Raw genomic sequence first — 25,821 nt, 5'->3', positions numbered from 1 at the left:
GGACGGAGGCACGGTGATCGGGGCGATGGTCGTGGTGCTGGCGGTGCTGGCGCAGGTCATGCTGGTCAACCGGCTGCCGTTGCCGGCGGGCGGCGCGCCTGATCTGGTGCTGCTGGCGGTGGTGGGCGTGGCGCTGGACCGCGGGCCGGTGGCGGGGGCGATGGTCGGATTCTTCTCGGGGCTGCTGGTGGACCTCATGCCGCCGACGGCGCATCTGATGGGCCAGTACGCGTTCGTGCTGGCGGTGGTGGGTTACGTGGCGGGGCGCGGCGCGGGCGGGCCGGCGACGACCGTCGTGCTGTGCGTGCTGATCGCGCCTCTGGTGGCCGTCGGGGTGGCCGGGCTGATCTCCGATCCGCGGGTGTCGCTGTCGACCTTGACCCAGCAGGTGCCCGTCACCGTTCTCTACACGCTCATCGTGGCGCCGGTGGTGATCTGGCTGGCCACCCGGGGGAGACAGCCGAGGTATTCGACATGATCCGCATGCGTGCCAGATTGCTGGTGCTGCACGTCCTGGTGGTGGTGCTGCTCGTCGTGCTGGCCGTACGGCTGTGGCAGGTGCAGGTGGTGCGCGGCCAGGAGTTCGTGACCAGGGCGATGGAGACCAGGACGCGCACGGTGATCGTGCCCGCGGTGCGGGGGCAGATCCTCGACTCCTCGGGGCGTCCGCTGGTGCGCAACAGGACGGCGCTGGTCGTGTCCGTGGACAGGACGAAGCTGAACAGGATGCCGGGCGGGGGGATGAGCGTGCTGCGCAGGCTCTCCGCGGTGCTCGACCGGCCGGTCAAGGACCTGCGGCAGCGCATCACGCCGTGCGGTCCGGGGGTGGGCAAGCCGTGCTGGACGGGGTCGCCGTACCAGCCGGTTCCGCTGGACGAGAAGGTGGACACGCGCGAGGCGTTGCAGATCCTGGAGCGGCAGGAGGAGTTCCCCGGGGTCACCGCCGAGATCCATTCCGTCCGGCAGTACCCGGGGGGCCGGGCCGGGGCGCAGATGCTGGGTTACCTGCAGCCGGTGACCGAGGCGGAGCTGGAGAAGCGCGAAGGGCTCAAGGCCAGTTTCTCCGGCGTCGACCTGGCGGGGCGCGACGGCATCGAGTACGTCTACGACGACGCGCTGCGCGGCAAGTCGGGGCTGCGCAGGGTGCAGGTCGACCGGATGGGCAAGGCCCTCGGGGTCGAGGAGCAGGTGCAGCCGGTCGCCGGAGACCATCTGGTGACCAGCATCGACGCGCGGGTGCAGGCGGTGACGGAGAAGGCGCTCGCGCACGCGATGCAGAGCGCGCCGGGGGCGGACGGCGGCGCCGCGGTGGTCCTGGACGCGCGTTCCGGGCGGGTCGTGTCGGTGGCCAGCGCACCGGGGTACGACCCGGAGATCTGGGCCGGGGGCATCTCGGCCAAGGGTTACCAATGGCTGCTGTCGGACAAGTCAGGCAAGCCGCTGGTGTCGCGGGCGATCAACGGGCAGTTCGCGCCCGGTTCGACGTTCAAGGTGTCGTCGGTGTCGGCGATGTTGCGGGCCGGGTATCCGATCAACGGCACGTACGACTGCCCTGGGGCGTACATGGTGGGCGACCGGTCCTTCAGCAACTTCCGGGGGATCGGCCTCGGGCAGATGAACCTGCACACGGCGCTGGTCAAGTCGTGCGACACGATCTTCTACCGGGCGGCGTACGAGCAGTACCTGAAGGACGGCGGGCGCAACCCGAAGAAGCGTACGAAGGAAGTGTTCGCCAACACCGCCAGGGCTTTCGGGTTCGGCCATGCGACCGGGGTCGACCTGCCGGGCGAGTCCTCCGGGCGCATCCCCGACCGGGCCTGGAAGAAGGACATGTGGAACCGAACCAGCGCGACGAGCTGCGAGCGGTCACGCAAGGGGTATCCGGAGGAGAAGGACCGGGCGCGGGCCGACTTCCTCAAACGCCTGGCGCTGGAGAACTGCACCGAGGGTTTCCTGCTGCGTCCCGGTGACTCGGCCAACTTCGCCATCGGGCAGGGCGACGTCCTGGTGACGCCGATGCAGCTCGCGCGGGCCTACATGGCGCTGGTGAGCGACGGCAAGGTCCGCAGCCCGCGCATCGGGTGGGCGCAGGTGCGGCCGGACGGCAAGGTGGTCAAGACCATCGACGTGCCGGTGGTCGGCAAACTGCCGATCAGCGACAAGGAACGCCTCTACATCAAGAACGCGCTGAGCCAGGTGCCCTCCGACGGCACCGCGGCAGGGGCGTTCACCGGCTTCCCCATGGACAAGGTGCGCATCGGCGGCAAGACCGGTACCGCGGAGGTGTGGGGCAAGAAGGACACCTCGTGGTTCGCGTCGTTCGCGCCCACCAACAATCCGCAGTTCGTGGTGGTCGTCATGGTGTCGCAGGGCGGCATGGGCGCCTCGACCGCGGCGCCGGCCGCACGTGAGATCTACGAGGGCATCTACGGCTTCAAGGGCGAGCCTGCCGCGGTGCCCGGGGGCAGGCTGCCGACCAAGCTGCCGAAGTTCGCGCCGGACGGGACGGTGATCCACCAATGACGCGCGCCATGGCGCAGCGGCGGCCTTCGCTCATCCAGCGGGCGATCGGCGAGCACTCGGTGGTGCGGCGCATGGACGGGCTGATGCTCGTCGCCGTGGCCGGTCTGTGCCTGATCGGCACCCTGCTGGTGTGGTCCTCGACCCGCACGTGGGCGCCCGGGGCCACCGGGCTGGTGAAGAAACACCTGCTCAACGAGGTCATCGGCGTGACACTGTGCGCCGTGGTGGCGATGGTGGACCATCGGGCGATGCGGGCGTACGCGCCGTTGGTGTTCCTGGTGTCGCTGGTGGGCCTGGCGCTGGTGATCACGCCGCTGGGGGCGACGATCAACGGGTCGCACTCGTGGATCCTGCTCGGGGGCGGGTTCGCGGTGCAGCCGTCGGAGTTCGCCAAGGTCGGGCTGCTGCTGATCATTGCGATGCTGCTGGCCCAGCCCGCCGAGGGCAGCGACCGGCCGCGCGGCCTGGACATCACGCTGGCCCTGATCGCGGCGGGCATCACGATGGGGCTGGTGATGCTGCAGCCCGACCTCGGCACCGCGCTCGTGCTCGCCGTGATCACGGCGGCGGGGCTGGTGATCGGGGGCGTGCGCAAGCGGTGGATCGTGGCGCTGGTGCTCGTGGCGGCGGCCGGGGTGTTCAGCGTGTTCTACTTCAACCTGCTGGAGCCGTACCAGGTGGCGCGGTTCACCGCGTTCGTCGATCCGAAGGTGGATCCGCGCGGGGTGGGCTACAACAGCACGCAGTCGCTGATCGCGATCGGCTCGGGGCAGCTGCTGGGCAAGGGGCTCTTCGGCGGCGGGCAGACGACCGGCCGGTTCGTGCCCGAGCAGCACACCGACTTCATCTTCACGGTGGCGGGGGAGGAGTTCGGGTTCATCGGGTCGGTCACCGTGGTGCTGCTGCTCGGCGTGGTGCTGCTGCGCGGGCTGAAGGTCGCTCGGCACTGCGACGACCGGTTCGGCACGCTGGTCGCGGGCATGATCGTGTGCTGGTTCGCGTTCCAGACGTTCATCAATGTCGGGATGACGATCGGGATCATGCCGATCACCGGACTGCCGCTGCCCTTCGTGTCGTACGGCGGCACCGCCACGTTCGCGAATCTCATGGCGGTCGGGCTGCTTCTGGCCATCAGGGTGCGGCGGCAGTCGTTCAGCTAGAAGAAAGGGCGGGCCGTCCGACCGGCGCGTTGGTGTCCGGCCGGACCTGTCACCGTCCGCGCGCCGCTACCCTGGAAGGTATGCCTGTCGAGTCGATATTCCACCGCCTGGAAGCGCTGCTGCCCAAGGTGCAGAAGCCCATCCAGTACGTCGGGGGTGAGCTCAACTCGACCGTCAAGGACTGGGACTCCGCCGACGTACGGTGGGCGCTGATGTACCCGGACGCCTACGAGGTCGGGCTGCCCAACCAGGGCGTGGCGATTCTCTACGAGATCCTCAACGAGCTGCCCCGCACCCTGGCCGAGCGCACCTACGCGGTCTGGCCGGACCTTGAGGCGCTCATGCGGGCCGAGGGCGTGCCGCAGTTCACCGTCGACGCGCACCGGCCGGTGCGCGCCTTCGACGTGCTCGGCCTGTCGTTCTCGACCGAGCTGGGCTACACCAACATGCTGACCGCGCTCGATCTCGCCGGGATCCCGCTCAGGGCCGTCGACCGGGGTGAGGACGACCCGATCGTGCTCGCCGGCGGTCACGCGGCCTTCAACCCCGAGCCGATCGCCGACTTCCTCGACGCGGCCGTGCTCGGCGACGGCGAGCAGATCTCGATCGCCATCTCCGAGGTCATCCGTGAGTGGAAGGCCGAGGGGCGTCCCGGCGGGCGCGACGAGCTGCTGATGCGGCTCGCCGAGTCCGGCGGCGTCTACGTGCCGAAGTTCTACGACGTCGACTACCACCCCGACGGGCGCATCAAGCGGGTCGCGCCCAACAGGTCCGAGGTGCCGTGGCGGGTGCACAAGCACACGGTGATGGACCTCGACGAGTGGCCCTATCCGAAGAAGCCGCTGGTGCCGCTGGCCGAGACGGTGCACGAGCGGTTCAGCGTGGAGATCTTCCGCGGCTGCACGCGCGGGTGCCGCTTCTGCCAGGCGGGTCTGATCACCCGTCCGGTGCGGGAGCGGTCGATCACCACGATCGGCGCCATGGTGGACAACGGCATCAAGGAGTCCGGCTTCAACGAGGTCGGCCTGCTGTCGCTGTCCTCGGCCGACCACTCCGAGATCGGCGAGGTCGCCAAGGGCCTGGCCGACCGCTACGAAGGCACCAACACCTCGCTGTCCCTGCCCTCGACCAGGGTCGACGCGTTCAACATCGACCTGGCCAACGAGTTCTCCAGGAACGGCAGGCGCTCGGGTCTCACGTTCGCCCCCGAGGGCGGCTCCGAGCGCATGCGTAAGGTGATCAACAAGATGGTCACCGAGGAAGACCTCATCCGCACGGTCACCACCGCCTACTCGCAGGGCTGGCGGCAGGTGAAGCTCTACTTCATGTGCGGCCTGCCCACCGAGCAGGACGAAGACGTGCTCGGCATCGCCGACCTGGCCAAGAAGGTCATCCAGGCGGGTCGCGAGGCCACCGGCAGCCGTGACATCCGCTGCACCGTCTCCATCGGCGGGTTCGTGCCCAAGCCGCACACCCCGTTCCAGTGGGCCGGGCAGGCCGACCACGAGACCGTCGACAGGCGGCTCAAGGCGCTGCGCGACTCGCTGCGCGGCGACAAGCAGTACGGCCGGGCCATCGGCTTCCGCTACCACGACGGCAAACCGTCCATCGTGGAGGGCCTGCTCTCGCGGGGCGACCGCAGGGTCGGCGCGGTGATCAGGGCCGTCTGGGAGGACGGCGGCCGGTTCGACGGCTGGAGCGAGCACTTCTCCTACGACAGGTGGATGCAGGCCGCCGAGAAGGCGGGCGTCGACGTCGACTGGTACACCACCCGCGAGCGGGCCGAGAACGAGGTGCTTCCGTGGGACCACCTCGACGCCGGGCTCGACCGCGAATGGCTGTGGCAGGACTGGCAGGAGGCCGTGTCCGGCGGTGAGGTCGAAGACTGCCGCTGGACCCCGTGCTACGACTGCGGGGTCTGTCCCACCATGGGCACCGAGATCCAGATAGGCCCGACAGGGCGCAAGCTCCTTCCTCTCACCGTGGTCTAGCGCGCTCAGTGGGCGAGCCGTGTCACGGCGTACACGGACACGTGTCGCGGCGGCTTATCCTGGGAGAAGGAACTCTTACAAGGGAAGGACGCAAAGCTCTGAAACCTGTTCCCGACGGGCCTCCGCCCGCGCCTACGGTGCAGCGCCTTCGCGTGCGTTACGCCAAGCGCGGCCGCCTGCGCTTCACCAGTCACCGCGACATCTCGCGGGCCGTCGAGAGGGCGGTCCGTCGTGCCGGTATTCCGGTGGCCTACAGCGCGGGCTTCTCGCCCCACCCGAAGATCTCCTACGCGGGCGCAGCGCCGACCGGCGTCGCCAGCGAGGCCGAATACCTCGAGATCGGTGTCACCACGTTGTGTGACCCCGAGCAGGTCAAGTCCAGCCTGGACGCGTCGCTGCCGCCCGGTCTCGATGTGGTCGACGTCGTGGAGGCGGGCCCAGGGGGGCTGGCCGACCGACTGGAGGTCTCCGACTGGGAGGTACGCCTGCCCGGCGCCGATCGCGAGCTCGCCCAAGTGGCGGTGGAGAAATTCCTCGCGGCGGGCACCGTGGAGGTCGAGCGCCTCACCAAGAAGGGTCCCCGGCGCTTCGACGCGCGGGAGGCCGTCCTGGGGCTCGTGGTGTCCGAGGGAACAGACAGAACTGCAGCTCAGGTGCCAGGACAGACGTGTGTCATACTGCGCATGGTTGTTCGGCACATGACGCCTGCCGTTCGACCCGATGATGTGCTCACAGGGCTGCGCCTTGTGGCCGACTTCGCGCCGCCGGTCCCCCCCGAGGTGACCAGGCTGGCGCAGGGGCCGCTCGACGCCGGTACCGGTGCGCTTGCCGACCCGCTCGGCCCTGACCGCGAGACGACGCGCGGCGGCGAGGCGGGACCGGCGGGTGAGCACGTCGTCGGCTAAGGAGGTGCCCTGCGTGAGCGGGGCGCCACCGCTGACAGGACTTGGCGCCCGCGCCTCCTTCCCGGAGGCGGGGGCGGACAACGAGACACGATGGCTCCTGCGCGGCGCGGCGACGCGCCCGGGAGCTGACGGGAGAGCGCCCGCATGCTCGACAATGAGCCCAACGCCGGGGCCACTGGCCCTGACGGGGAGACAACTGAACAGCCCAAGGTGACCAGGCGCCGCCGCTCCGCGAGCCGCCCGGCGGGTCCCCCGCCGGAGCTGCCGGAGGAGCCGGCCGCCGCCGCCCCGATCACGGTCGCGGCCGCACAGGCCGCGCCGTCGGTTGCCGACGTGCAACCGGTGCAGACCAACGCCGTGCAGCGCGCGGCCGGTGAGCCCGCCCCCGACGCGGGGCGCGGCAGGAGAACCCGGGCCCGCGCGGCGGCGCCCGCAGCCGAGGCCGGAGCCGCCCAGGGCGTTCAGGCACAGCCCGGCGCGCCCGAGGGCGCCGCGGCTGGAGCCGGTGCCCTTGCGGCCGGTACGCCCGAAGGTGTCGCGTCCGGAGCCGTCGTGCCTGAGGGGCCGGCTCCGCAGCAGGCCGAGAGCCCTGCCGCGTCGCAGGCCGGCACGTCGGCCGAGCCCGTCGTGGCGCCCGTCGTCGACCGGCGGGAAGCCGCCGAGCGGACGGCCGGCGCGGCCGAGCCGGTCGTGGCGCCCGTGCTGCAGAGCCCGGAGGCCGAGAGCCTGGCGTACGCGGGCGGTCCGGCCGAAGCCGGCGAGGTGGCCAGTGTGGTCGAGGCGGCCGTGGCTGACGCCGTGGTCGACGCCGCCGACATGCCCGAGGAGAAGCCCAAGAGGGCCACGCGCACGCGGTCCACCGCGACCACGACGCGCCGCCGTACGACGAAGAAGGCCGAGCCGGAGGTCGCGGGAGCGCTCCCGGAGGAGGAGGCCGAGGCGCCGAAGCGGCGGCGTACGCGGAAGAAGGCCGAAGAGGTCGTCGTGGAGGCGCCGGCGGGCGCCGACGTCGAGGTCGTCGCGACGCCCTCCGACATCGAGGTGGCCGTCACCGTGCCCGAGGCCGCCGAGGCGGCCGACGAGGACATCCTGGAGATCCTGCCCGAGGACGAGCCGCTCGACGACGAGCCCGCCGGTGAGGACCTCGACGAGGAGGTCGACCGGCCGAGCCTGCTCGCCGACCCCTTCGGGCTGAGCGCGCGCAGGACGGACGAGCCGGGCACGGCGTTCCAGCGTCCCGCGGCCATCTTCGCGCCGCTGTTCCAGGCCCCCGACCCCACCCAGGGCAAGCCCGCGGTGATCCGGCGGCCCGAGCCCGAGCCGGAGCCCGAGGAGGTCGAGGAGCTCGTCGACGAGACCCTCGTCGAGGACGAGGGTGAGATCGACACCTCCGACGAGCAGGAGGAGGAGGGCGGCGGTCGCCGTCGTCGCCGCCGCCGCGGAGGCAGGGGCCGCGGCAAGTCGCGCGAGCGTGACGAGGGCGAGGAAGGCGAGGAAGGCGACGAGGAGGCCGACGAGGACCAGGGCGAGGAGGGCCAGGAGGAAGAGGCCGCCGGCTCGCGTCGTCGTCGCCGTCGTCGCCGCCGCGGCACCGAGGAGACCCTGGAGCCCTCCAGCGACGACCCGCCGAACACGGTGGTGCGCATCCGCGCGCCGCGTTCCGGCCGCGCCGCCTCCCTGGTGACCGCCACCGACGGCGTGCAGAGCGTGCGCGGCTCGACCCGCCTGGAGGCCAAGAAGCAGCGCCGCCGTGAGGGGCGCGAGCTCGGCCGCAGGCGTCCGCCGATCATCACGGAGTCGGAGTTCCTGGCTCGCCGCGAGTCCGTCGACCGCATGATGGTGGTGCGCCGCCACGGCGACCGTACGCAGATCGCGGTCCTCGAGGACGGCGTGCTCGTCGAGCACTACGTCAACCGCGAGGCCAGCCAGTCCTACGTCGGCAACGTCTACCTGGGCAAGGTCCAGAACGTGCTGCCGTCGATGGAGGCCGCGTTCGTGGACATCGGCAAGGGGCGCAACGCCGTCCTGTACGCCGGTGAGGTGAACTTCGACACCGCCGGGCTGGAGGGACAGCCCAAGCGGATCGAGGCGGCGCTGAAGTCCGGCCAGTCGGTGCTGGTGCAGGTCACCAAGGACCCGATCGGCCACAAGGGCGCCCGGCTCACCTCGCAGATCAGCCTGCCCGGCCGTTACCTGGTGTACGTGCCGGACGGGTCGATGACCGGCATCAGCCGCAAGCTGCCCGACAAGGAACGCACCCGGCTTAAGAGCATCCTCAAGAAGGTCATGCCGGAGAACGCCGGTGTGATCGTCCGTACCGCGGCCGAGGGCGCCTCCGAGGACGAGCTGGCCCGCGACGTGGCCCGGCTGTCGGCCCAGTGGGAGAACATCCAGAAGAAGGCCAAGTCGGCCAGCCCGCCCGAGCTGCTGTCGGCCGAGCCCGACCTGACCATCCGGGTCGTGCGCGACGTGTTCAACGAGGACTTCACCTCGCTGGTCGTGCAGGGCGAGGACGCCTGGGACACCGTCGACGAGTACGTCAAGTACGTCGCGCCGCACCTGGCCGAGCGCCTGTCGCGCTGGGACACCGGGCAGGGCGACGTGTTCGAGTCGTACCGGATCGACGAGCAGCTGGGCAAGGCGCTGGAGCGCAAGGTGTGGCTGCCGAGCGGCGGCTCGCTGGTGATCGACCGTACCGAGGCGATGACCGTCGTCGACGTCAACACCGGCAAGTTCACCGGCCAGGGCGGCAACCTCGAGGAGACCGTCACCAGGAACAACCTGGAGGCGGCCGAGGAGATCGTGCGCCAGCTGCGGCTGCGGGACATCGGCGGCATCATCGTGATCGACTTCATCGACATGGTGCTGGAGTCCAACCGCGACCTGGTGCTGCGGCGGCTGCTGGAGTGCCTGGCGCGCGACAGGACCAAGCACCAGGTCGCCGAGGTGACTTCGCTGGGCCTGGTGCAGATGACGCGTAAGCGGGTCGGCCAGGGGCTGCTGGAGGCGTTCTCGACGCCTTGTGAGTGCTGCAACGGGCGTGGGCTGATCGTCTCGACCGAGCCGGTCGAGGCCAAGCCCGAGCCGCGTGGTACGCAGGGCAAGATGGCGATCGAGAAGGCGGTCTCGGACAAGGTTTCCGCGGCCAAGGACTCCGCCAGCCGTGATACCGTGACCGGTGCGCTTGATGACGTCCCGGCTGAGGACGACCAGGCCAGCCAGACTTCCGGCAGAGGGCGGCGACGCTCCCGCCGAGCCAAGTCCGCCGAGTAGCTTCGGCAGGCTTCCGACGATCCGTCCGGTTCGCCTAGGGCACCGTAAAGCGGTACCCTGGTGAATCGGTGCGTCAGGTGACGTGCCCTGTTGGCGCGCTTACTCGGTTCGTCGGTTTGAGACAGGCCGAATGATAGGCGCAGCATTCGGCGGCCGCCTCGATGCGGGGCGGCTGAGGTCAACAGCGAGTCAGTAGAAGGGTTCCGCGGTGTACGCGATCGTTCGTTGCGGCGGCAGGCAGCAGAAGGTCTCCGTCGGTGACGTCCTCGAGGTGGACAAGGTCGCCGGCGAGGTCGGCTCTTCGGTTACGCTGCCGACGGTGCTCGTCGTCAACGACGGCGATGTGACCACCGAGGCGGGCAAGTTCACGGTCAACGCCGAGATCCTCGGTGAGACCAAGGGCCCGAAGATCCGCATTCTCAAGTACAAGAACAAGACCGGTTACAAGAAGCGCCAGGGTCACCGTCAGCGGTACACCCAGGTGAAGATCACCGGTATCGACCAGGCCTGATCGGGAGTTTGAGAGATGGCACACAAGAAGGGCGCGTCGTCCACCCGGAACGGCCGTGACTCCAATGCTCAGCGCCTGGGCGTCAAGCGCTTCGGCGGCCAGCTGGTGAACGCGGGCGAGATCATCGTTCGCCAGCGCGGCACCCACTTCCACCCCGGCGACAACGTCGGCCGCGGTGGCGATGACACGCTGTTCGCGCTGGCCGCCGGCCACGTGCAGTTCGGCGTCAAGCGCGGTCGTCGCGCCGTCAGCATCGTTCCCGTCGCGGAGTAATCAGCTTCGCTTCGGTGTTGCTTCAAGGGGTGGATCGCCTGTCGATCCACCCCTTAGGCGTTTTCTGGGGCCCTGCGGGGGCGCCCTGTTGTAGTTGATCTTGTATGCCCTGGTGGGCTGATGGAGGAGAGCTGGATGCCGGACTTCGTGGACCAGGTGGTCCTGCACGTCAAGGCCGGTGACGGGGGGAACGGGTGTGCCTCCATCCACCGGGAGAAGTTCAAGCCGCTCGGAGGCCCCGACGGAGGGAACGGCGGCCGCGGTGGCGACGTGATCCTTGAGGTCGATCCCAACACCGCGACGCTGCTGGACTACCACCGCCGTCCCCACCGCAGCGCCGACAACGGCAAGCAGGGGCAGGGCTCCAACCGCGACGGCGCCAACGGCGACGACGTGATCCTCGTCGTCCCGAACGGGACCGTGGTGAAGGACGCCGGCACGGGTGAGGTGCTGGTGGACCTCGTGGGAGCCGGCACCCGGTACGTCATCGCCCAGGGCGGCCACGGCGGGCTCGGCAACGCCGCGCTGGCCACATCCAGGCGCAAGGCGCCCGGGTTCGCGCTGCTCGGGGAGCCCGGTGACGGGCTCGACGTCATGCTGGAGCTCAAGAGCGTCGCCGACGTGGCGCTGGTCGGGTTCCCCAGCGCGGGCAAGTCGTCGCTGATCGCGGCGCTGAGCGCGGCCAAGCCGAAGATCGCGGACTACCCGTTCACCACGCTCATCCCCAACCTGGGGGTCGTGACGGCCGGCGAGAACGTGTTCACCGTCGCCGACGTGCCCGGCCTGATCCCGGGGGCCTCGCAGGGCAAGGGGCTCGGGCACGAGTTCCTCCGCCACGTCGAGCGTTGCGACATGCTCGTGCACGTCATCGACTGCGCGACCATGGAGCCGGGACGCGACCCGATCAGCGACTACGAGGTGATCGAGGCCGAGCTGCGGGCGTACGGGAAGCTTGAGGACCGGCCGCGGATGATCGTGCTGAACAAGGCCGACGTGCCCGACGCGCGGGAGCTGGCCGACATGGTCAGGGCCGAGTTCGAGGAGCGGGGGCTGCAGGTCTTCGTCATCTCGGCGGCCACGCACGACGGGCTGCGGGAGCTCACGTACGCGATGGGCGAGTGGGTGGCGGCGGCCAGGGCCAACAAGCCGGTCGAGGAGCCCACCCGACTGGTGATCAGGCCCAAGCAGCTCGGTGAGGCCGGGTTCAAGGTGCGGCGGGTCAACGAGAACATGTTCCAGGTCACCGGTGAGAAGCCGGAGCGGTGGATCCGGCAGACCGACTTCAGCAACGACGAGGCCGTCGGTTACCTGGCCGATCGGCTCGAACGGCTCGGTGTGGAAGAAGAACTGGTCAAAGCGGGCGCCAAGGCCGGGGCCGAGGTGGTCATCGGGCCGATGGAGGGCGGGTACGTCTTCGACTGGCAGCCGACGCTCAGCGCGGAGTCGGTGCGGCAGGGTCCGCGTGGCTCGGACAACCGTCTGAGGTAGACAGCGGCGCGGCTTGGACGACCGTCTGGGGTAGACAGCGGCGCGGCTTGGACGACCGTCTGGGGTAGACAGCGGCGCGGCTTGGACGACCGTCTGGGGTAGACAGCGGCGTGGCTCGGACGGCCGTCTGAGGTTGACAGCCGCCTGGTGGTCGCGCCGCCGTCCGGTGACGGTCCCGCTGCGGTGCGGCGGTGGCGGGACGGCGGTGCAGTGGCGGTCGGACCGTGGTGGTGTGGGCGGTCGGCGGTGGTGCGGGCGGTCGGTCGTGGGGTTCTGCCTGGGGTGAAGGGGGCCTGGGGTGGGGGGCGGGCTCGGATAGGCTGCCAGGCGTGCGGGAACAGATCAGCTCAGCGTCGAGGGTCGTCGTCAAGGTCGGCTCCTCCTCGCTCACCACCCCCCAGGGCATGATCGACGTCGACCGGGTTGACGCCCTCGTCGACGTCCTGGCGGCGCGGCGGCGTGCCGGGACGCAGATCGTGCTGGTCTCCTCGGGAGCGATCGCGGCGGGCCTCGGCCCGCTGGGGTTGTCGGCGCGACCACGCGACCTGGCCACCCAGCAGGCGGCCGCCTCCGTCGGCCAGGGGGTGTTGGTCGCGCGTTACACCTCCTCCTTCGCCCGCTACGGTCTGCGCGTCGGCCAGGTGCTGCTGACCGCCGACGACATGATGCGCCGCGCCCACCACGCCAACGCCCAGCGCACCCTGGCCCGGCTGCTGGAGCTGGGCATCGTGCCGATCGTCAACGAGAACGACACGGTCGCGACCGACGAGATCAGGTTCGGCGACAACGACCGGCTCGCGGCGCTGGTCTCCCATCTGACCCACGCCGACGCGCTGGTGCTGCTGTCCGACGTCGACGCCCTCTACGACGGCCCGCCGAGCCGGGCGGGCTCGCGCCGGCTGGCCGAGGTCCGCGGCCCCGAGGACCTGGTCGGCGTCGAGCTGGGCAGGAACGGCGCGGCGGTCGGCACCGGCGGCATGGTGACCAAGGTCCAGGCGGCCAGGATCGCCACGGGCGCGGGCGTGCCGGTCGTGCTCACCGCCGCCGCCCACGCAGCCCAGGCGCTCGCCGGGGCCGACATCGGCACCTACTTCCACCCCGGCGGCCGGCACCCCGGCACGCGGCTGCTGTGGCTCGCCCACGCCACCACCGGGCGCGGCCGGCTGCACCTCGACCAGGGGGCGGTCGAGGCGATCGTGGGCCGCCGCAAGTCGCTGCTGCCCGCCGGCGTGACGTCCGTGGAGGGCGAGTTCGCCGCGGGCGACCCCGTCGACCTGTGTGCTCCGCAGGGCGGGGTGGTGGCGCGCGGCCTGGTCAACTTCGACGCCGCCGAGATCCCCGGGCTGCTCGGACGCTCCACGAGAGAGCTGGCCAGCACGCTCGGTCCGGAATATGAACGCGAGCTGATTCACCGGGACGACATCGTCATACTGGAAGGCCATCACCAGTGAGGAGCACGCGATGTCCGAGGAGTTCCTGAAGGTCGCCCGCGCGGCACGAGAGGCCGCCGCCGAGCTGGCCCCGCTGCCGCGGGCGCCGAAGGACCGGGCGTTGCGGGTGATCGCCGACGCCCTGGTCGCGCACGCGGCGGAGATCGTCGAGGCCAACGCCGATGACGTCGAGCGGGCGCGGGCCCAGGGCACGTCCGAGGCGATGGTCGACCGGCTGCGGCTCGACGAGGCCAGGATCGGGGCCATCGCCGAGGCCGTGCGGGAGGTGGCCGACCTGCCCGACCCGGTCGGCGAGGTCGTCCGGGGGAGCACGCTGCCCAACGGGCTGGAGCTGCGGCAGGTCAGGGTGCCGCTGGGCGTGATCGGGATCATCTACGAGGGGCGTCCCAACGTCACGGTCGACGCCACCGCGCTCTGCCTCAAGAGCGGCAACGCGGTGCTGCTGAGGGGCTCGTCGAGCGCCTACTCCTCCAACACGGCGCTGGTGCGGATCATGCAGGACGCGCTCGCTGGCACCCAGGTGCCCGCCGGCGCGGTGCAGCTCGTGCCGGGCCGGACGCGCGACTCGGTCAAGGAGCTGATGCGCGCCCGCGGGCTGGTCGACGTGCTGATCCCGCGCGGCGGCGCGGCGCTGATCAACTCGGTGGTCGAGGAGTCCACGGTGCCGGTGATCGAGACCGGCGTGGGCAACTGCCACGTCTACGTCGACGCGGAGGCCGATCTCGACCTGGCCGTGCAGATCCTGGTCAACTCCAAGGCGCAGCGGCCGTCGGTGTGCAACGCGGCCGAGACGTTCCTCGTGCACGAGGGGGTCGCCGACGCGTTCGTGCCCAGGGCGCTGCGGGCGCTGGCCGAGGCGGGGGTGACCGTCCACGGTGACGAGCGGATCGCCGGTTTCGGGGAGGTCGTGCCGGTCACCGAGGACGACTTCTTCACCGAATACCTGTCACTCGACATCGCCGCCGCCGTCGTCGGCTCGCTGGAGGACGCCGTCGCCCACATCCGACGCTACGGCTCCGGGCACACCGACGCGATCGTCACCCGGTCGCAGCGGGCCGCCCGCCGCTTCGTCGCGCTCGTCGACTCGGCGGCCGTGGCGGTGAACGCCTCGACCAGGTTCACCGACGGGGGCGAGTTCGGGTTCGGCGCGGAGATCGGCATCTCCACGCAGAAGCTGCACGCGCGCGGGCCGATGGGCCTGCCGGAGCTGACCTCCACCAAGTGGGTCTACACAGGAGAAGGGCATCTGCGCACGTCAGAAGGCACCGTGGTGCCCGGCCCGGCTTGCGGTTAGTCGGCGTGTCGGGCTGACCGGTGGCCCGCGGCCTGGGTTGACTGGGTGTCATGGAAATTGTCGTCGCCCTTGTCTTCTCCGCCGCGGTGCTGTTCGGCGCCGACCGCCTGCTGCTCTGGCTGGAGCGCCGCGGTCACGTCAACTGGCGCAGGAAGGGGCGCAAGGCCCTGTCCGAGGAACCCACGGCCGAGTTCGACAGCATGCTCTCCGACCGTTCACACCGATAAAGGTTCAACGGCTCCGGCGCGCCGCGGACGTCAACTGTCGTCCCAGCGCTAGGGTTGTGTCCCTTATGGGCGCGCCGGGCGGGGAGGGACGGTGAGCAAGCTCGGCAAGGTCGGGCCGTACAGCCTGGTCGAGCGGCTCGGCCGAGGAGGGATGGGCGAGGTCTACCTCGCCACCACCCGCCGTGGCGAGCAGGTCGCACTCAAGGTCCTCCACGACCTGACCGAGGACGAGATGTCCCGGGTCAGGCTGGAACGTGAGGTGCGCGCGCTGCGCAGGGTCGAGAGCCCCTACGTGGCCAAGGTGCTCGACGCCGATCTGAGCTGTGCCCGGCCGTACCTGGTAATGGAGCACATCGAGGGCGTCACGCTGCTGGAGCGCGTACGCCAGAGCGGGCCGCTCGACCTGGGGCAGCTCGTGCACATGGCGCAGGGCATCGCGGCGGCGCTGGCCATCATCCACGCGGCCGGGGTCGTGCACCGTGACCTGAAGCCGGGCAACATCATCATGGGCACCGAGGGGCCGGTCCTCATCGACTTCGGCATCGCGCAGGTGCTCGATGCGACCAGGCTCACCATGACCGGCACGTTCCTCGGCACGCCCGGCTACACCGCGCCGGAGATCTTCGCCGACGAGCAGGTCGACTCGCCCGCCGACGTGCACGCCTGGGCGGCCACCGTGGCGTTCTCGGCGACCGGGCGGCCCACGTTCGGGCGCGGCACGGCCGAGGCGCAGATGTACGCGGTGCTGAACGGGCAGGCCGACCTCAAGGGCGTGCCGGTGGCGCTGCTGCCGCTGGTGCGGGCCGCGCTCAACCGGGAGCCCGGCAAGCGGCCCACCGCCGCGCTGCTGGCCGACCGGCTCTCCCGGCTGGCCAAGGCCACCAGCGGCCCCGACGGCGACGCGCCCGCGGCCGCCGAGGAGGCGTCCAGGGGCGAGAGGGAGCGGAGCCGGGCGAACGGCGCGGCGGCCGAGATCCCCGCGCCACGCGGCCGGACCGGCACGGAGGGCAAGACGCCCGTGCCGCGCGGCCGTACGGGCACGGAGGGCAAGACGCCCGTGCCGCGCACGCGTACCGGCGTGGACGGGAAGCCGCCCGTACCCAGGAACCGGACCGAGCCGCCGGCGGCGAGGAGCCGGGCCGAAGGCGCCGCCTCGGGCACGCGCCCCAGGCCGGGCACGGACGGCGCGGCCCCCGGATCGCGCACCAGGACGGGCGCCGACGGCTCGACCCCCGGCTCCCGCGCCAGAACCGCAGCGGACGGAACGCGCGCGAGGACCGGCGCCGAAGCCGCCCCCGGGCCCCGCGCCAGGACGGGAACGGAAGGCACCCGCGCCAGGACGGGCACCGACGGCTCTACCCCCGGCCCCCGCGCCAGAACCGCAGCGGACGGAACGCGCGCCAGGACCGGCGCCGACGGGACGCGGGTCAGGGCCGACGGCGCGGTTCCGCCGCCGAGGGGCAGGACCGGCACCGACGGCAAGGCCGCCGCGTCCCGGTCCAGGACCGGCGCGGAGCCCAAGACGGGCCCGCGCGCGCGGGCGACGGCGGCCGTGCGGAGCAGGTCACAGGACGGCGGCCGGCGGGGCAGGCTCAGGGCCGAGTCGCCGACCACGCTGCCCGCGGGCAACACCGCTCTGCTGCTGCTCGCGGTGCTGGCGGTGCCGTGCGTGGTGACGTCGGTGATCTGGCCGATCGCCTCCATCGCCATCACCACGGCGTTCGTGGTGCTGACCAGGACGCTCTGGATGAGTCATTGGCTGGTCAGGAAGCGCAGCGCGCGTCGCATGCGGATCGCGCTGCGCGTGTTGCTGTTCCCGTTCGCGCTGACCGGGGCGGCGGCGACCGCCGTGGTGTGGCCGGGGGTGCCCGTCGCGGTGGCGTCGGGCGGCGCGCTCTGGGTGACCGGGGGCGGTCAGATCGACTCCGACTGGTGGCAGCAGCCGGCGCCCGTGACGGTCGCGGCGGTGGTGTTCGGCATGTTGTGCGGCGGTATCACCGGGCGCGAGATCGAGCGGATCGGCGGCAAGCTGCCGGAGTTGCGCAGGGAAGGGCTACGCGCACTGGCCGTGCTGGGCGGGTTCGTCGCCCTGTGCGCGGCCGCCGTGCGCGCGATCGCCCTTCTGCTGTAGACGGCGAGGACGGCCGGCCGGTCAGCCCTGGCCGCCGTCGCGGCGCGAGAAGCGGTTGAAGATGCGCTCGCCCGCGTTCACCGCCCCTTCGGCCACGTCGCGCAGCACGCCGATGAACGGGTCCTGCGACTGCGACCAGGAGGCGCGGTAGGACTCGGCCGCCGCCTTGATCTCGTCGGTCACCCGTGCGTTGGCGTCGTCCTCGCGGCGCGGGTAGTCGCCGCCGATGATGCGGTCGTACTCGCCGCTGCGCTGCCACTTGTCGAGCTCGGCCACGCGCACCACGGCGAACGGGTGGGTGGTGCCGAGCAGGTTGAGCACCTTGAGGAAGCCGTCACGCAGGTCGCCCGCGGTGTCGTACTCCTGGTACTGCGCCAGGAACGCCTCGATGTTCATCTCGTGGGTGTAGGCGCCGCCGGCGAGCTTCATCAGCGCGCGCTTGGCCGAGTCGGGGTTCTGGGCGGTCAGCAGGCCGCCGCGGTCGGAGGAGAGCTCCGACTTGCGATACCACTCCTCCAGGCCCGCGACGATCGCGCGCAACCCGATGTAGCCGAGCGGGATCCAGGCGACGCGCGTGGCGAGGCGGGTGAGGATGTCGAGCATCGTCCGGTAGACCGCGTGACCCGACAGGATGTGGGAGGTCTCGTGGCCGATGACGAAGCGCTGCTCCTCTTCGTCCATGAGGTTGAGCAGGCCGGTGGTGACGACGATGAACGGGTCGTCGAAGCCGATGGCCTTGGCCTGGACCTGCGGGTCCTGCTGGACGTAGATCTCCGGGATGCGGTGCAGGTCGAGGGTGTAGGCGGCGTCGCGGCCCATGTCGTACAGCGCACGGAACTGGGTCTCGCTGACGCGCACGGACGACGCCAGATACATCAGGCGAAGTCGGCGCTCACTTACAAGGCCGGACATCTGCTTGAGAACCGTGTCGAACCCACTCAACTTACGCAGAGCGACCAGGGCGGACCGGTCTGCGGGGTGTTCGTAGGCACGGGACGAGATGCCGGGCAGTTGGACGCGGTTGCGGTCCGGGGTGGTCGTCATGCCCGGCATGCTACGTCCGCAACGGAGGGGATGCGCGGACATCACCAAGGGGGGTGCCATCATGTTCGGGTACGACGTCCACGTAAGGTCCGATTCATGATGAACGCGCCTGGTATCCAGGGGAAGCGGCGGGTAGGTGTGATGGGTGGGACGTTCGATCCCATCCACCACGGCCACCTGGTCGCAGCAAGCGAGGTCGCCCATCACTTCGACCTCGACGAGGTCGTGTTCGTGCCGACCGGGCGGCCGTACCAGAAGTCCGGACGCGAGGTGTCGGCCCCCGAGGACCGCTATCTGATGACGGTCATCGCGACGGCCTCCAACCCCCGCTTCTCCGTGAGCCGGGTCGACGTGGACCGCCCCGGCCCCACCTTCACCATTGACACATTGCGCGACATCTCCACCGTTTACGGCCCGCAGGTGGACCTGTACTTCATCACCGGCGCCGACGCGCTCGGCGCGATCCTCGGCTGGCAGGACGCCGACGAGCTGTTCGAGCTGGCGCACTTCGTGGGCTGCACGCGTCCGGGGCACACGTTGCACGATCCGGGGCTGCCCGAGGGCAGGGTGACGCTCCTGGAGATTCCCGCGCTGGCCATCTCCTCGTCGGAGTGCCGTCAGCGGGTGTCCAAGGGGGAGCCGATCTGGTATCTGGTACCCGACGGAATCGTGCAGTACATCAACAAACGAGGGTTGTATCACGGGGAAGGCTGAAGCTCTCCGTGCCGTGGGTGAGGGGTTTCGGCCTGGAAGGGTACCCTCGGTATATGGGCATGCTGCCGACACAGGAGGACAGACCCGCATCGTGACCGCATCCGACAGATCCGTTCAGCTCGTCCAGATCGCCGCCGAGGCCGCGGCCGACAAGCTGGCCGATGACATCCTCGCCTATGACGTGAGCGAGCAGCTCGTCATCACCGACGCCTTCCTGCTCTGCTCAGCCACGAACGACCGCCAGGTCCGCGCCATCGTCGACGAGATCGAAGACCGGCTGCGCACCGAGGCCGACGCCAAGCCCGTGCGCCGCGAGGGCGAGCGCGAGGGCCGCTGGGTGCTGCTCGACTTCATCGACATCGTCGTGCACGTCCAGCATGAGGAAGACCGCACGTTCTACGCGCTCGAGCGCCTGTGGAAGGACTGCCCGGCCATCAGCCTGCCGGAGAGCGTCATGCTCGCCAACATGCAGCGGGCCCGCAGTTGAGCAGGCGGATCGTCTGCCTCCGCCACGGACAGACCCTGTGGAACGTGGAGCACCGCTTCCAGGGGCATTCCGACATCCCGCTCGACGAGACCGGCGTCGCGCAGGCGGCCAGGGCGGCCTCGCTGCTGGCCTCGCTGCGGCCCACCCTCATCGTCTCCTCCGACCTCCAGCGCGCCCATGACACGGCCCTGGCGCTCGGGCGGCTCGTCGGGCTCGACGTGAGCGTCGACAAGGACTTCCGCGAACGCGGCGGCGGTCAGTGGGAGGGGCTGACGCGCGACGAGATCGCCGCGCGCTGGCCCGAGGAGTACGTCGCCTGGGAGGCCCCCGACGGCGAACCCGTCTCCGAGGTCGCGGTCCGGGTGGCGACCTCCATGCGCAAGTGGGCGTCCCGGCTCGACGACGACGGGCTCCTGGTCGTCGCCTCGCACGGCGCCGCTCTGCGCCTCGGCATCTGCGAGCTGCTCGGCCTGCCCGAGGAGCTGTGGCCGACGCTGGGCGGGCTGGGCAACTGCTCCTGGTCGGTCCTGCAGGAGGGCCGCCAGGGCTGGCGGCTGCTCGAACACAACGCGGGCACCCTTCCCGAGCCCATCAGCAGCGACGACCGCCCCGAAGCGGTCGTGTAGCCGACCGGCTCAGGCCGGCCGCGCGGGGCGGCGGGCGCCCTGCCGGGTGTGCTCCGGCAGCGTGATGGCGCTCGCGGCCTTCTCCGTCATCCGCTTCACCATGCCCTTGCCCGGCAGGTACGGCAGCATGCGCATCAGCTGGTTCCGCCGCCAGATCCGCGACCGCGTGCCCGGCACAAGGTATTTGTCGGCCCCCTCGGCCTGCTTCTGGCACACCTGGACGTACGGCCTCATCCGCCGTTCGTAGGCGTCGAACGCGGCCGCATGGTCGTCGGGGGCGGCGGCCAGCTCGGCGGCCAGCACGTACGCCCCGACCACCCCGAGCCCGGTGCCCATGCCGCCGGGGCCGGGGGCGTACCCGGCGTCGCCGACCAGCGCCACCCGGCCGGACGACAGGCGGGGCAGGACGACCTGGGCGGCCTGCCAGAAGAAGAAGTCCTCGGCTGTCTCCATGGCCGCCACCAGCGACGGCACCTGCCAGCCCACTCCCCGGAACGCCCGCGCGATCAGGGCCCGCTGCGCCGCCTGGTCGCGGTGGTCGAGGTCGAGCGGGGGTGTGGCGAAGTCGAGCGCTGCCCTGGTGTGTCCGTTCGTCCTGACAATGGTGGCGCAGCGGCCCGGCACGTTGTGCATCAGGCCGTCATGGTCCAGGCCGTACGTGCCGGGGACGGAGAAGATCGCGCCGTAGAAGCCGAGATGGCGCAGGGGAGTGGCGGGGAAGGCCAGCTCGCGTACCTTGCTGCGGATGCCGTCCGCGCCCACGACCAGGTCGAACGTGCGGGGCGCGGCCTTTTCGAAGGTGACGTGCACGCCGTCGGGGCGTTCGGTCATGGAGGTGATCGAGTCGTCGAAGAGGCGTTCGGCGGGGGCGGCCTCGTTCAGGATGCGGGTCAGGTCGCCGCGCAGGATCTCCACCTCGCCGCTGAACACCTCGGACGGCAGCCCGGCCAGCCGTCTGCCGTCGCCGTCGACGATGGCGATGTCGCCCATTCCGGTCTGGGCGGCCCTGATCGTGTCCAGCACGCCCATGCGCCTGAGGACCTCCAGTTGCGGGACGCCGCGGAAGTCGACGGCCTGGCCGCCGGTGCGCAGGGCGGGGGCGCGCTCGACGACGGTCGGCCGGAACCCGTGACGGGCCAGCCAGTGGGCGAGCGTGGGCCCGGCGACGCCGCCGCCGGAGATGAGTACGGCCTTCACGGTGGCCTCCCTTGATAGTGCGCTCTGTACGTTGTACGCGTACCGTAGGTTCGGGTTTCGGAGCAGGCAAGAGGGGCGCCCGGCGCACTAGTGCGGCGGTGAGGTGCCGTCAGGGGTGCCGCGCCTGGTGCACTAGTGCGGGAAAGGGGTGGCCGTGGACCGGCCCGTCCATCTGCGCATCGCGGACGAACTGCGCGATCGCATCACCGGCGGCGACCTGGCCCCGGGGGACCGGGTGCCGTCGACCCGGGAGATCATCCGGGAGTGGGGGGTGGCGATGGCCACCGCGACCAAGGCCCTGGGCAGGCTGCGCGAGGACGGGCTCACCCGGGCCGTGCCGGGCGTCGGGACCGTCGTCGCCGGGCCCGTACGGCGGGCCGCGCAGGACCTCACCCGGCAGCGCATCGTGCGCCAGGCGGTCGCGGTCGCCGACCGGGAGGGGCTGGCCGCCGTGTCGATGCGCCGGCTGGCCGCCGACCTCGACGTCTCGGCCATGTCCCTGTACCGGCACGTGGCGGGCAAGGACGAGCTCGTCCTGCTCATGACGGACGCCGTCCATGGCGAGGAGCCGCCCGCGGGGCAGGTGCCGCGTGGCTGGCGTCCGCAGCTGGAGCTGGAGGTCAGGCAGTTGTGGCGGGTGCATCTGCGGCATCCGTGGCTGGCTCAGGCGGTCTCGCTGACCCGGCCGCAGTTCGTACCGCATGGCATGGCGCACACCGAGCGGCTGCTGCGCGCCCTGGACGGGCTCGGCCTGGACGCGGGCACCATGCTGCACGCCGTCGTGGCGCTGGTGAACTTCATCCGGGGCAACGCCGTCAGCTTGGAGGCGGAGTTGCAGGCGCGTACCGAGACCGGGGTCACCGAGGACGAGTGGATGAGCGAGCACGAGGGAGAACTGGGGGAACTGCTCAGCTCCGGGGCCTATCCCACGCTGGCCAAGGTCGTCACCGCGCCCGGCCTCGAACTGGACCTGGATTCCGTCTTCGAGTTCGGGCTGCGCAGGCAGCTCGACGGGCTCGCCGTGCTGGTGGCACGGGCGCAAGCGGGACGGCGGTCGGGCGATTAGGCGAAAGGGCGCGGATGGCTATATGCTCTCGGAGCGCCGCAACGGGTGGACCCGAAGCGGTGACCAGGGGCTATGGCGCAGTTGGTAGCGCGCCTCCATGGCATGGAGGAGGTCTGGGGTTCGAATCCCCATAGCTCCACACAGTTTCTTTCCCTGGTTCGAGTGGCCTCCAAGGGCCGAACCCGGTGGGGCTCGGCCCTTGAACGGCTCCCAGGACGAACGGTCAGTTACAGGGGCTGTTGTTCAGCGTGAAGGCGGCGGGCGCGTTCGTGTTGCCGGTGTGCGTCGCCTGGAATCCGAACGACGTCGACGCGCCGGGCGCGAGTGTCGCGTTGTAGGCGACGTTCCTGGCGGTGACCTGGCCGGCCGCGGGGGAGACCGTGGCGTTCCAGGCCGAGGTGACGGTCTGGCCCGGGGGCAGCGTGAAGCCCAGCGCCCATGACGACAGGGTCGAGGCGCCGGTGTTGGTGATCGTGACGGCCGCCGTCAGGCCCGTGTTCCAGGCGTTGGTGGTGTAGGAGACGCGGCAGGCGCCCGGCGGGCTCGTGGTCGGCGTGGGCGTGGGCGTGGGCGTCGGGGTGGGCGTCGGGGTCGGGGTCGGGCCGCCGGTGGTCAGGCCGAGGAAGGCGACGGCGGCCGCGGCCATCCCGCCGGTGGGCAGGCTGTGCCCGACGCCCTGGACGCTCACCGCCTCGACCTGGGCGGTCGTTCCCGTGCCGCCGTACCTGGTCCTGGTCCAGCCGGGCTGGGGCTGGTCGGTGAGGCTCGGGGTCTGGGTCAGGCCGTGGACGTTCGTCCACTGCTTGATCTCCTCCTGGAAGTTCGGGTAGCGCAGGGTGGAGTCCTCGGTGCCGTGCCACACCTGCATGCGCGGGCGAGCGCCGGTGTAGCCGGGGTAGGCGGCTCGTACCAGGTCACCCCATTGCTGCGGGGTCTTGGTGATCTGGCCGTTCGCGCACGCGCTGTTCCAGCTCGAACCGTCGGTGGTGGCGAAGCAGCCGAACGGCACGCCCATGAACGCCGCCCCTGCCTGGAACACGTCCGGATAGTCGCCCAGCAGCACGTTCGTCATCATGCCGCCGGAGGAGGCGCCGGTCACGTACGTGCGGGCGGGGTCGGTGGCGTACCGCTGCTGGACGTACCGGACCATGGACACGATGCCGACGGGGTCGCTGCCGCCGTCGTGCCGCAGCGCCTGCGGGGAGGAGACGTCGAAGCAGGAGCCGCTCCTGGTCGCCGACGGGTAGATCACGATGAACTTGTAGCGGTCGGCGAGCGAGGCGAACTCGGTGCCCGAGTAGAAGGCGGGGCCGGAGCCGGTGCAGTAGTGCACGGCGACCAGCACCGGCGGACGGGTTCCGACGCCGTCGGGGACGTACAGGTGCATGCGCAGGTTCGTCGGGTTGGTGCCGAAGCCGGTCACCTCGGTGAGCTGCGCCGAGGCGGCCGGAGGAGCGGTGATCAGGCCCGCGACGGCGAGCGCCGCGATGGCGATCACGGCGCCTGCCAGTCGAGCTCTCAGGTTCATCGGGTTCCTCTCGTTCGCCTGAAATATTGCGAGTATGAAGAGAAACTTTCGGCGTGACAACGGCCGGTCCCTCGGCGGGGCTCTGACCTGCGCGGGCCGAGAAGGGGGCGTGAAAGTTTCCGTCAGGCGTAGCGCCGGGCCAGCTCCGCCGCCGCCGCGCCCAGGGCCTCGCGCAGCGCGGCCGGGGACAGCACCTCGGCGTCGGTGCCCAGTCGCAGGAACTCACCGAGCGCGTGCTCCATCGACTCGATCGGCACGGTGACCCGCGTCCAGCCCTCGGCGTCCGGCGGCTCGGCGGTCTCCCGCGCCGCCGCGGCGACGCCGGGCGTCATGAGGTCGGGCAGGCGTTCCAGGCCGCGTGGCGACAGCCGGACCACCGCCTCGCCGCGCCTCAGCCTGGCCTCGAACTCGGCCAGGTAGCCCTGCCAGTAGTCCGCCAGGCAGAAGCCCTCGGGCCTGGCGAACGTGCCGGGGAGTGCGTGCAGGTCGAGGATCTGGGAGACGCGGTAGGTGCGTACGTGCTCGCCGCAGCGCGCCACCAGGTACCACCGGCCCGCCTTGACCACCAGCCCGTACGGCTCCAGCCGCCGCTCCACCTCCTGGGGCGCCTTCCACCTCCGGTAGGTGACCTGGACGGGCCGCTCGTTCCACACGGCGTCGGCCACGGCGGGCAGGTAGGTGACCGGTTCGGCGTCGCGGTACCAGGAGGGCGCGTCGAGGTGGAAGCGCTCCTGGATGCGGCCCGCGCGGTCGCGCAGCTCGACAGGGAGCGCGGCCATCAGCTTGAGCTGGGCCGCGGTCACCACCGCGCCGAGGCCCAGCTCGGCCGCCGGGCCCGGCAGCCCGGCCAGGAACAACGACTCGGCCTCGTCGGTGGTCAGCCCGGTGAGCCGGGTGCGGTAGCCGGCGAGGAGCTGGTAGCCGCCGTTGGGCCCGGCGTCGCCGTAGAGGGGGATGCCGGCGGTGTGCAGGGACTCCATGTCGCGGTAGATGGTGCGTACGGAGACCTCCAGGCGCTCGGCCAGGTCGTGGGCCGTCATGCGGCCGCGCGTCTGCAACAGCAGCAGGATCGAGACCAGGCGGGAGGCGCGCACGGTCACTGACACTACATGTCAGTGACCCGGCCGTACGTTCGCTCACATGAACGACTTCGATTTCCTCGCAGGCACCTGGGACGTCCTGAACCGCAGGCTCGTCAAGCCGCTGTCCGGCAGCGACGAATGGGACGAGTTCCCCGGCCGGTCGGTCGCGACCCGGCACTTCGACGGCGCGGCCAGCGTCGACGAGATCGCCTTCCCGACCAAGGGATGGCACGGGATGACCGTACGCGTCCACCACCCCCGGACGGGGCAGTGGTCGATCTACTGGGCCAGCAGCGCGAGCGGCACGCTGGACACCCGGCCTATGGTGGGCGCGTTCACCGGGAACCGGGGCGAGTTCCACGGCGAGGAGACCCACGAGGGCCGGCCGGTGCGCTGCCGGTTCCTCTGGACCGTCGTGGACGAGCACCGGGCCAGGTGGGAGCAGTCGTTCTCGGCGGACGAGGGCGAGACCTGGGAGACCAACTGGACGATGGACTTCACCCGCACGTCCTGACCCGGAGCTTCATGCGGGCCTCAGGGCGCCTGGCCGCGCACCCACAGGACCGTGCCCACGGCCAGCACCGCGACCAGCAGCAGGAGCCCGCCCACCAGGATCACCCACCGCCAGGCCGACTTCGGGGGCGGCGTGGGCTCGTACAGGGGGACGTCGGGGAGCATGTCCGGGGTGTAGGGCAGGCTCTGCGTGTACGGCGCGTCCGGCGGGCCCTGCGGGGGCAGGGACGTCTGCTCCGGATGGGGGACGCGGTGGATGACGGTCTGGTTCGGATCCGGCTCCTGCGGCTCTCGCTTCATGATCCCCTCAGACGCGGCGCTGGAGGTGGGTTACGCC

The 25,821-nt window shown here is 71.1% G+C and carries 23 protein-coding genes and 1 tRNA gene; 19 read left to right on the top strand and 5 right to left on the bottom strand.

Annotated elements, in window-relative coordinates:
* The first annotated feature begins 13 nt into the window (after window positions 1-13).
* From mreD to AB0J97_RS20800, 13 genes are all read left to right on the top strand, one after another.
* Window positions 14-478 carry a rod shape-determining protein MreD gene (mreD, locus tag AB0J97_RS20860; protein WP_364091029.1) on the top strand — a complete coding sequence of 155 codons (465 nt, stop codon included), beginning with the start codon at window positions 14-16 and terminating at the stop codon, window positions 476-478.
* Window positions 475-2,523, top strand: coding sequence for a penicillin-binding protein 2 (gene mrdA / locus AB0J97_RS20855; RefSeq protein ID WP_357698922.1), 2,049 nt, complete (start codon window positions 475-477; stop codon window positions 2,521-2,523). The genes mreD and mrdA overlap by 4 nt, the downstream gene beginning before the upstream one ends.
* Window positions 2,520-3,683 carry a rod shape-determining protein RodA gene (rodA, locus tag AB0J97_RS20850; RefSeq protein WP_357698921.1) on the top strand — a complete coding sequence of 388 codons (1,164 nt, stop codon included), beginning with the start codon at window positions 2,520-2,522 and terminating at the stop codon, window positions 3,681-3,683. The genes mrdA and rodA overlap by 4 nt, the downstream gene beginning before the upstream one ends.
* A gap of 80 nt (window positions 3,684-3,763) precedes the next feature.
* Complete coding sequence (locus AB0J97_RS20845) at window positions 3,764-5,674, top strand: TIGR03960 family B12-binding radical SAM protein (RefSeq protein ID WP_364091025.1); 1,911 nt, start codon at window positions 3,764-3,766, stop codon at window positions 5,672-5,674.
* Window positions 5,675-5,826: 152 nt separating this feature from the next.
* Entirely contained in the window at window positions 5,827-6,579 is a 753-nt protein-coding gene (locus AB0J97_RS20840) for a TIGR03936 family radical SAM-associated protein (RefSeq protein WP_357698917.1), read from the top strand.
* Between the two features lie 144 nt (window positions 6,580-6,723).
* Complete coding sequence (locus AB0J97_RS20835; RefSeq protein WP_364091020.1) at window positions 6,724-9,852, top strand: Rne/Rng family ribonuclease; 3,129 nt, start codon at window positions 6,724-6,726, stop codon at window positions 9,850-9,852.
* A gap of 208 nt (window positions 9,853-10,060) precedes the next feature.
* Window positions 10,061-10,363, top strand: coding sequence for a 50S ribosomal protein L21 (rplU, locus tag AB0J97_RS20830; protein WP_357698913.1), 303 nt, complete (start codon window positions 10,061-10,063; stop codon window positions 10,361-10,363).
* Between the two features lie 15 nt (window positions 10,364-10,378).
* Window positions 10,379-10,636 (top strand): 50S ribosomal protein L27, encoded by a 258-nt coding sequence (gene rpmA / locus AB0J97_RS20825; RefSeq protein WP_012893687.1) that lies wholly within the window; start codon window positions 10,379-10,381, stop codon window positions 10,634-10,636.
* A gap of 135 nt (window positions 10,637-10,771) precedes the next feature.
* A complete protein-coding gene (gene obgE, locus AB0J97_RS20820; RefSeq protein ID WP_364091017.1) occupies window positions 10,772-12,124 on the top strand; it encodes a GTPase ObgE in 1,353 nt (450 codons plus the stop codon).
* Window positions 12,125-12,453: 329 nt separating this feature from the next.
* Window positions 12,454-13,575, top strand: coding sequence for a glutamate 5-kinase (gene proB / locus AB0J97_RS20815; RefSeq protein WP_357698909.1), 1,122 nt, complete (start codon window positions 12,454-12,456; stop codon window positions 13,573-13,575).
* A gap of 10 nt (window positions 13,576-13,585) precedes the next feature.
* A complete protein-coding gene (locus AB0J97_RS20810) occupies window positions 13,586-14,869 on the top strand; it encodes a glutamate-5-semialdehyde dehydrogenase (protein ID WP_364091012.1) in 1,284 nt (427 codons plus the stop codon).
* Between the two features lie 50 nt (window positions 14,870-14,919).
* Window positions 14,920-15,096 (top strand): hypothetical protein, encoded by a 177-nt coding sequence (locus tag AB0J97_RS20805; protein ID WP_357698905.1) that lies wholly within the window; start codon window positions 14,920-14,922, stop codon window positions 15,094-15,096.
* Between the two features lie 91 nt (window positions 15,097-15,187).
* Window positions 15,188-17,227 (top strand): protein kinase, encoded by a 2,040-nt coding sequence (locus tag AB0J97_RS20800; protein ID WP_364091008.1) that lies wholly within the window; start codon window positions 15,188-15,190, stop codon window positions 17,225-17,227.
* A gap of 21 nt (window positions 17,228-17,248) precedes the next feature.
* Here the strand turns inward: AB0J97_RS20800 and AB0J97_RS20795 are convergent, their stop codons facing one another.
* Entirely contained in the window at window positions 17,249-18,280 is a 1,032-nt protein-coding gene (locus AB0J97_RS20795) for a M48 family metallopeptidase (RefSeq protein WP_357698901.1), read from the bottom strand.
* Between the two features lie 87 nt (window positions 18,281-18,367).
* Here AB0J97_RS20795 and nadD point away from each other — a divergent pair, with 87 nt between their 5' ends.
* The 3 genes from nadD to AB0J97_RS20780 all read left to right on the top strand — a co-directional run bounded on the left by nadD (window position 18,368) and on the right by AB0J97_RS20780 (window position 20,098).
* Window positions 18,368-18,985, top strand: coding sequence for a nicotinate-nucleotide adenylyltransferase (gene nadD, locus AB0J97_RS20790; RefSeq protein WP_357698899.1), 618 nt, complete (start codon window positions 18,368-18,370; stop codon window positions 18,983-18,985).
* A gap of 91 nt (window positions 18,986-19,076) precedes the next feature.
* Complete coding sequence (gene rsfS, locus AB0J97_RS20785) at window positions 19,077-19,472, top strand: ribosome silencing factor (RefSeq protein ID WP_357698897.1); 396 nt, start codon at window positions 19,077-19,079, stop codon at window positions 19,470-19,472.
* Window positions 19,469-20,098 carry a histidine phosphatase family protein gene (locus tag AB0J97_RS20780; RefSeq protein ID WP_357698895.1) on the top strand — a complete coding sequence of 210 codons (630 nt, stop codon included), beginning with the start codon at window positions 19,469-19,471 and terminating at the stop codon, window positions 20,096-20,098. The genes rsfS and AB0J97_RS20780 overlap by 4 nt, the downstream gene beginning before the upstream one ends.
* Window positions 20,099-20,107: 9 nt before the next feature.
* Here AB0J97_RS20780 and AB0J97_RS20775 read toward each other — a convergent pair whose 3' ends face one another.
* On the bottom strand, window positions 20,108-21,295 hold the full coding sequence (locus tag AB0J97_RS20775) for an FAD-dependent monooxygenase (protein ID WP_364091003.1): 1,188 nt from the start codon (window positions 21,293-21,295) through the stop codon (window positions 20,108-20,110).
* A gap of 154 nt (window positions 21,296-21,449) precedes the next feature.
* Between AB0J97_RS20775 and AB0J97_RS20770 the strand changes: the two genes are divergently transcribed.
* Window positions 21,450-22,361 (top strand): TetR/AcrR family transcriptional regulator C-terminal domain-containing protein, encoded by a 912-nt coding sequence (locus AB0J97_RS20770; protein ID WP_364091000.1) that lies wholly within the window; start codon window positions 21,450-21,452, stop codon window positions 22,359-22,361.
* Between the two features lie 66 nt (window positions 22,362-22,427).
* Window positions 22,428-22,500 (top strand) — tRNA-Ala (locus tag AB0J97_RS20765).
* Between the two features lie 84 nt (window positions 22,501-22,584).
* Here the strand turns inward: AB0J97_RS20765 and AB0J97_RS20760 are convergent.
* Together AB0J97_RS20760 and AB0J97_RS20755 are read right to left on the bottom strand one after the other, a co-directional pair.
* Complete coding sequence (locus tag AB0J97_RS20760) at window positions 22,585-23,889, bottom strand: PHB depolymerase family esterase (RefSeq protein ID WP_364090997.1); 1,305 nt, start codon at window positions 23,887-23,889, stop codon at window positions 22,585-22,587.
* Window positions 23,890-24,011: 122 nt separating this feature from the next.
* Entirely contained in the window at window positions 24,012-24,983 is a 972-nt protein-coding gene (locus AB0J97_RS20755) for a YafY family protein (RefSeq protein WP_364090994.1), read from the bottom strand.
* Window positions 24,984-25,029: 46 nt separating this feature from the next.
* On the opposite strand from AB0J97_RS20755, the gene AB0J97_RS20750 reads away from it, so the two are divergent.
* Window positions 25,030-25,485: a hypothetical protein gene (locus AB0J97_RS20750; protein WP_357698885.1), complete on the top strand. Its 456-nt coding sequence runs from the start codon at window positions 25,030-25,032 to the stop codon at window positions 25,483-25,485.
* Between the two features lie 20 nt (window positions 25,486-25,505).
* On the opposite strand, the gene AB0J97_RS20745 is transcribed toward AB0J97_RS20750, so the two are convergent.
* The gene (locus AB0J97_RS20745; RefSeq protein ID WP_357698882.1) at window positions 25,506-25,784 is read right to left on the bottom strand and encodes a hypothetical protein; all 279 of its coding nucleotides are present in this window, start codon (window positions 25,782-25,784) and stop codon (window positions 25,506-25,508) included.
* Window positions 25,785-25,821: the final 37 nt, after the last annotated feature.

The organism is Nonomuraea sp. NPDC049607, from assembly GCF_040675375.1.
Classification (GTDB): Bacteria; Actinomycetota; Actinomycetes; order Streptosporangiales; family Streptosporangiaceae; genus Nonomuraea.
This window is presented reverse-complemented; position numbering and strand designations above follow the sequence as displayed.

Excerpts from the sequence above, each read along its gene's own strand:
- mrdA (WP_357698922.1), top strand. The coding sequence starts at position 475 with ATGATCCGCATGCGTGCCAGATTGCTGGTGCTGCACGTCCTGGTGGTG.
- rodA (WP_357698921.1), top strand. The coding sequence starts at position 2,520 with ATGACGCGCGCCATGGCGCAGCGGCGGCCTTCGCTCATCCAGCGGGCG.
- AB0J97_RS20845 (WP_364091025.1), top strand. The coding sequence starts at position 3,764 with ATGCCTGTCGAGTCGATATTCCACCGCCTGGAAGCGCTGCTGCCCAAG.
- AB0J97_RS20835 (WP_364091020.1), top strand. The coding sequence starts at position 6,724 with ATGCTCGACAATGAGCCCAACGCCGGGGCCACTGGCCCTGACGGGGAG.
- rpmA (WP_012893687.1), top strand. The coding sequence starts at position 10,379 with ATGGCACACAAGAAGGGCGCGTCGTCCACCCGGAACGGCCGTGACTCC.
- obgE (WP_364091017.1), top strand. The coding sequence starts at position 10,772 with ATGCCGGACTTCGTGGACCAGGTGGTCCTGCACGTCAAGGCCGGTGAC.
- AB0J97_RS20810 (WP_364091012.1), top strand. The coding sequence starts at position 13,586 with ATGTCCGAGGAGTTCCTGAAGGTCGCCCGCGCGGCACGAGAGGCCGCC.
- AB0J97_RS20805 (WP_357698905.1), top strand. The coding sequence starts at position 14,920 with ATGGAAATTGTCGTCGCCCTTGTCTTCTCCGCCGCGGTGCTGTTCGGC.
- AB0J97_RS20795 (WP_357698901.1), bottom strand. The coding sequence starts at position 18,280 with ATGCCGGGCATGACGACCACCCCGGACCGCAACCGCGTCCAACTGCCC.
- nadD (WP_357698899.1), top strand. The coding sequence starts at position 18,368 with ATGATGAACGCGCCTGGTATCCAGGGGAAGCGGCGGGTAGGTGTGATG.
- AB0J97_RS20760 (WP_364090997.1), bottom strand. The coding sequence starts at position 23,889 with ATGAACCTGAGAGCTCGACTGGCAGGCGCCGTGATCGCCATCGCGGCG.
- AB0J97_RS20750 (WP_357698885.1), top strand. The coding sequence starts at position 25,030 with ATGAACGACTTCGATTTCCTCGCAGGCACCTGGGACGTCCTGAACCGC.
- AB0J97_RS20745 (WP_357698882.1), bottom strand. The coding sequence starts at position 25,784 with ATGAAGCGAGAGCCGCAGGAGCCGGATCCGAACCAGACCGTCATCCAC.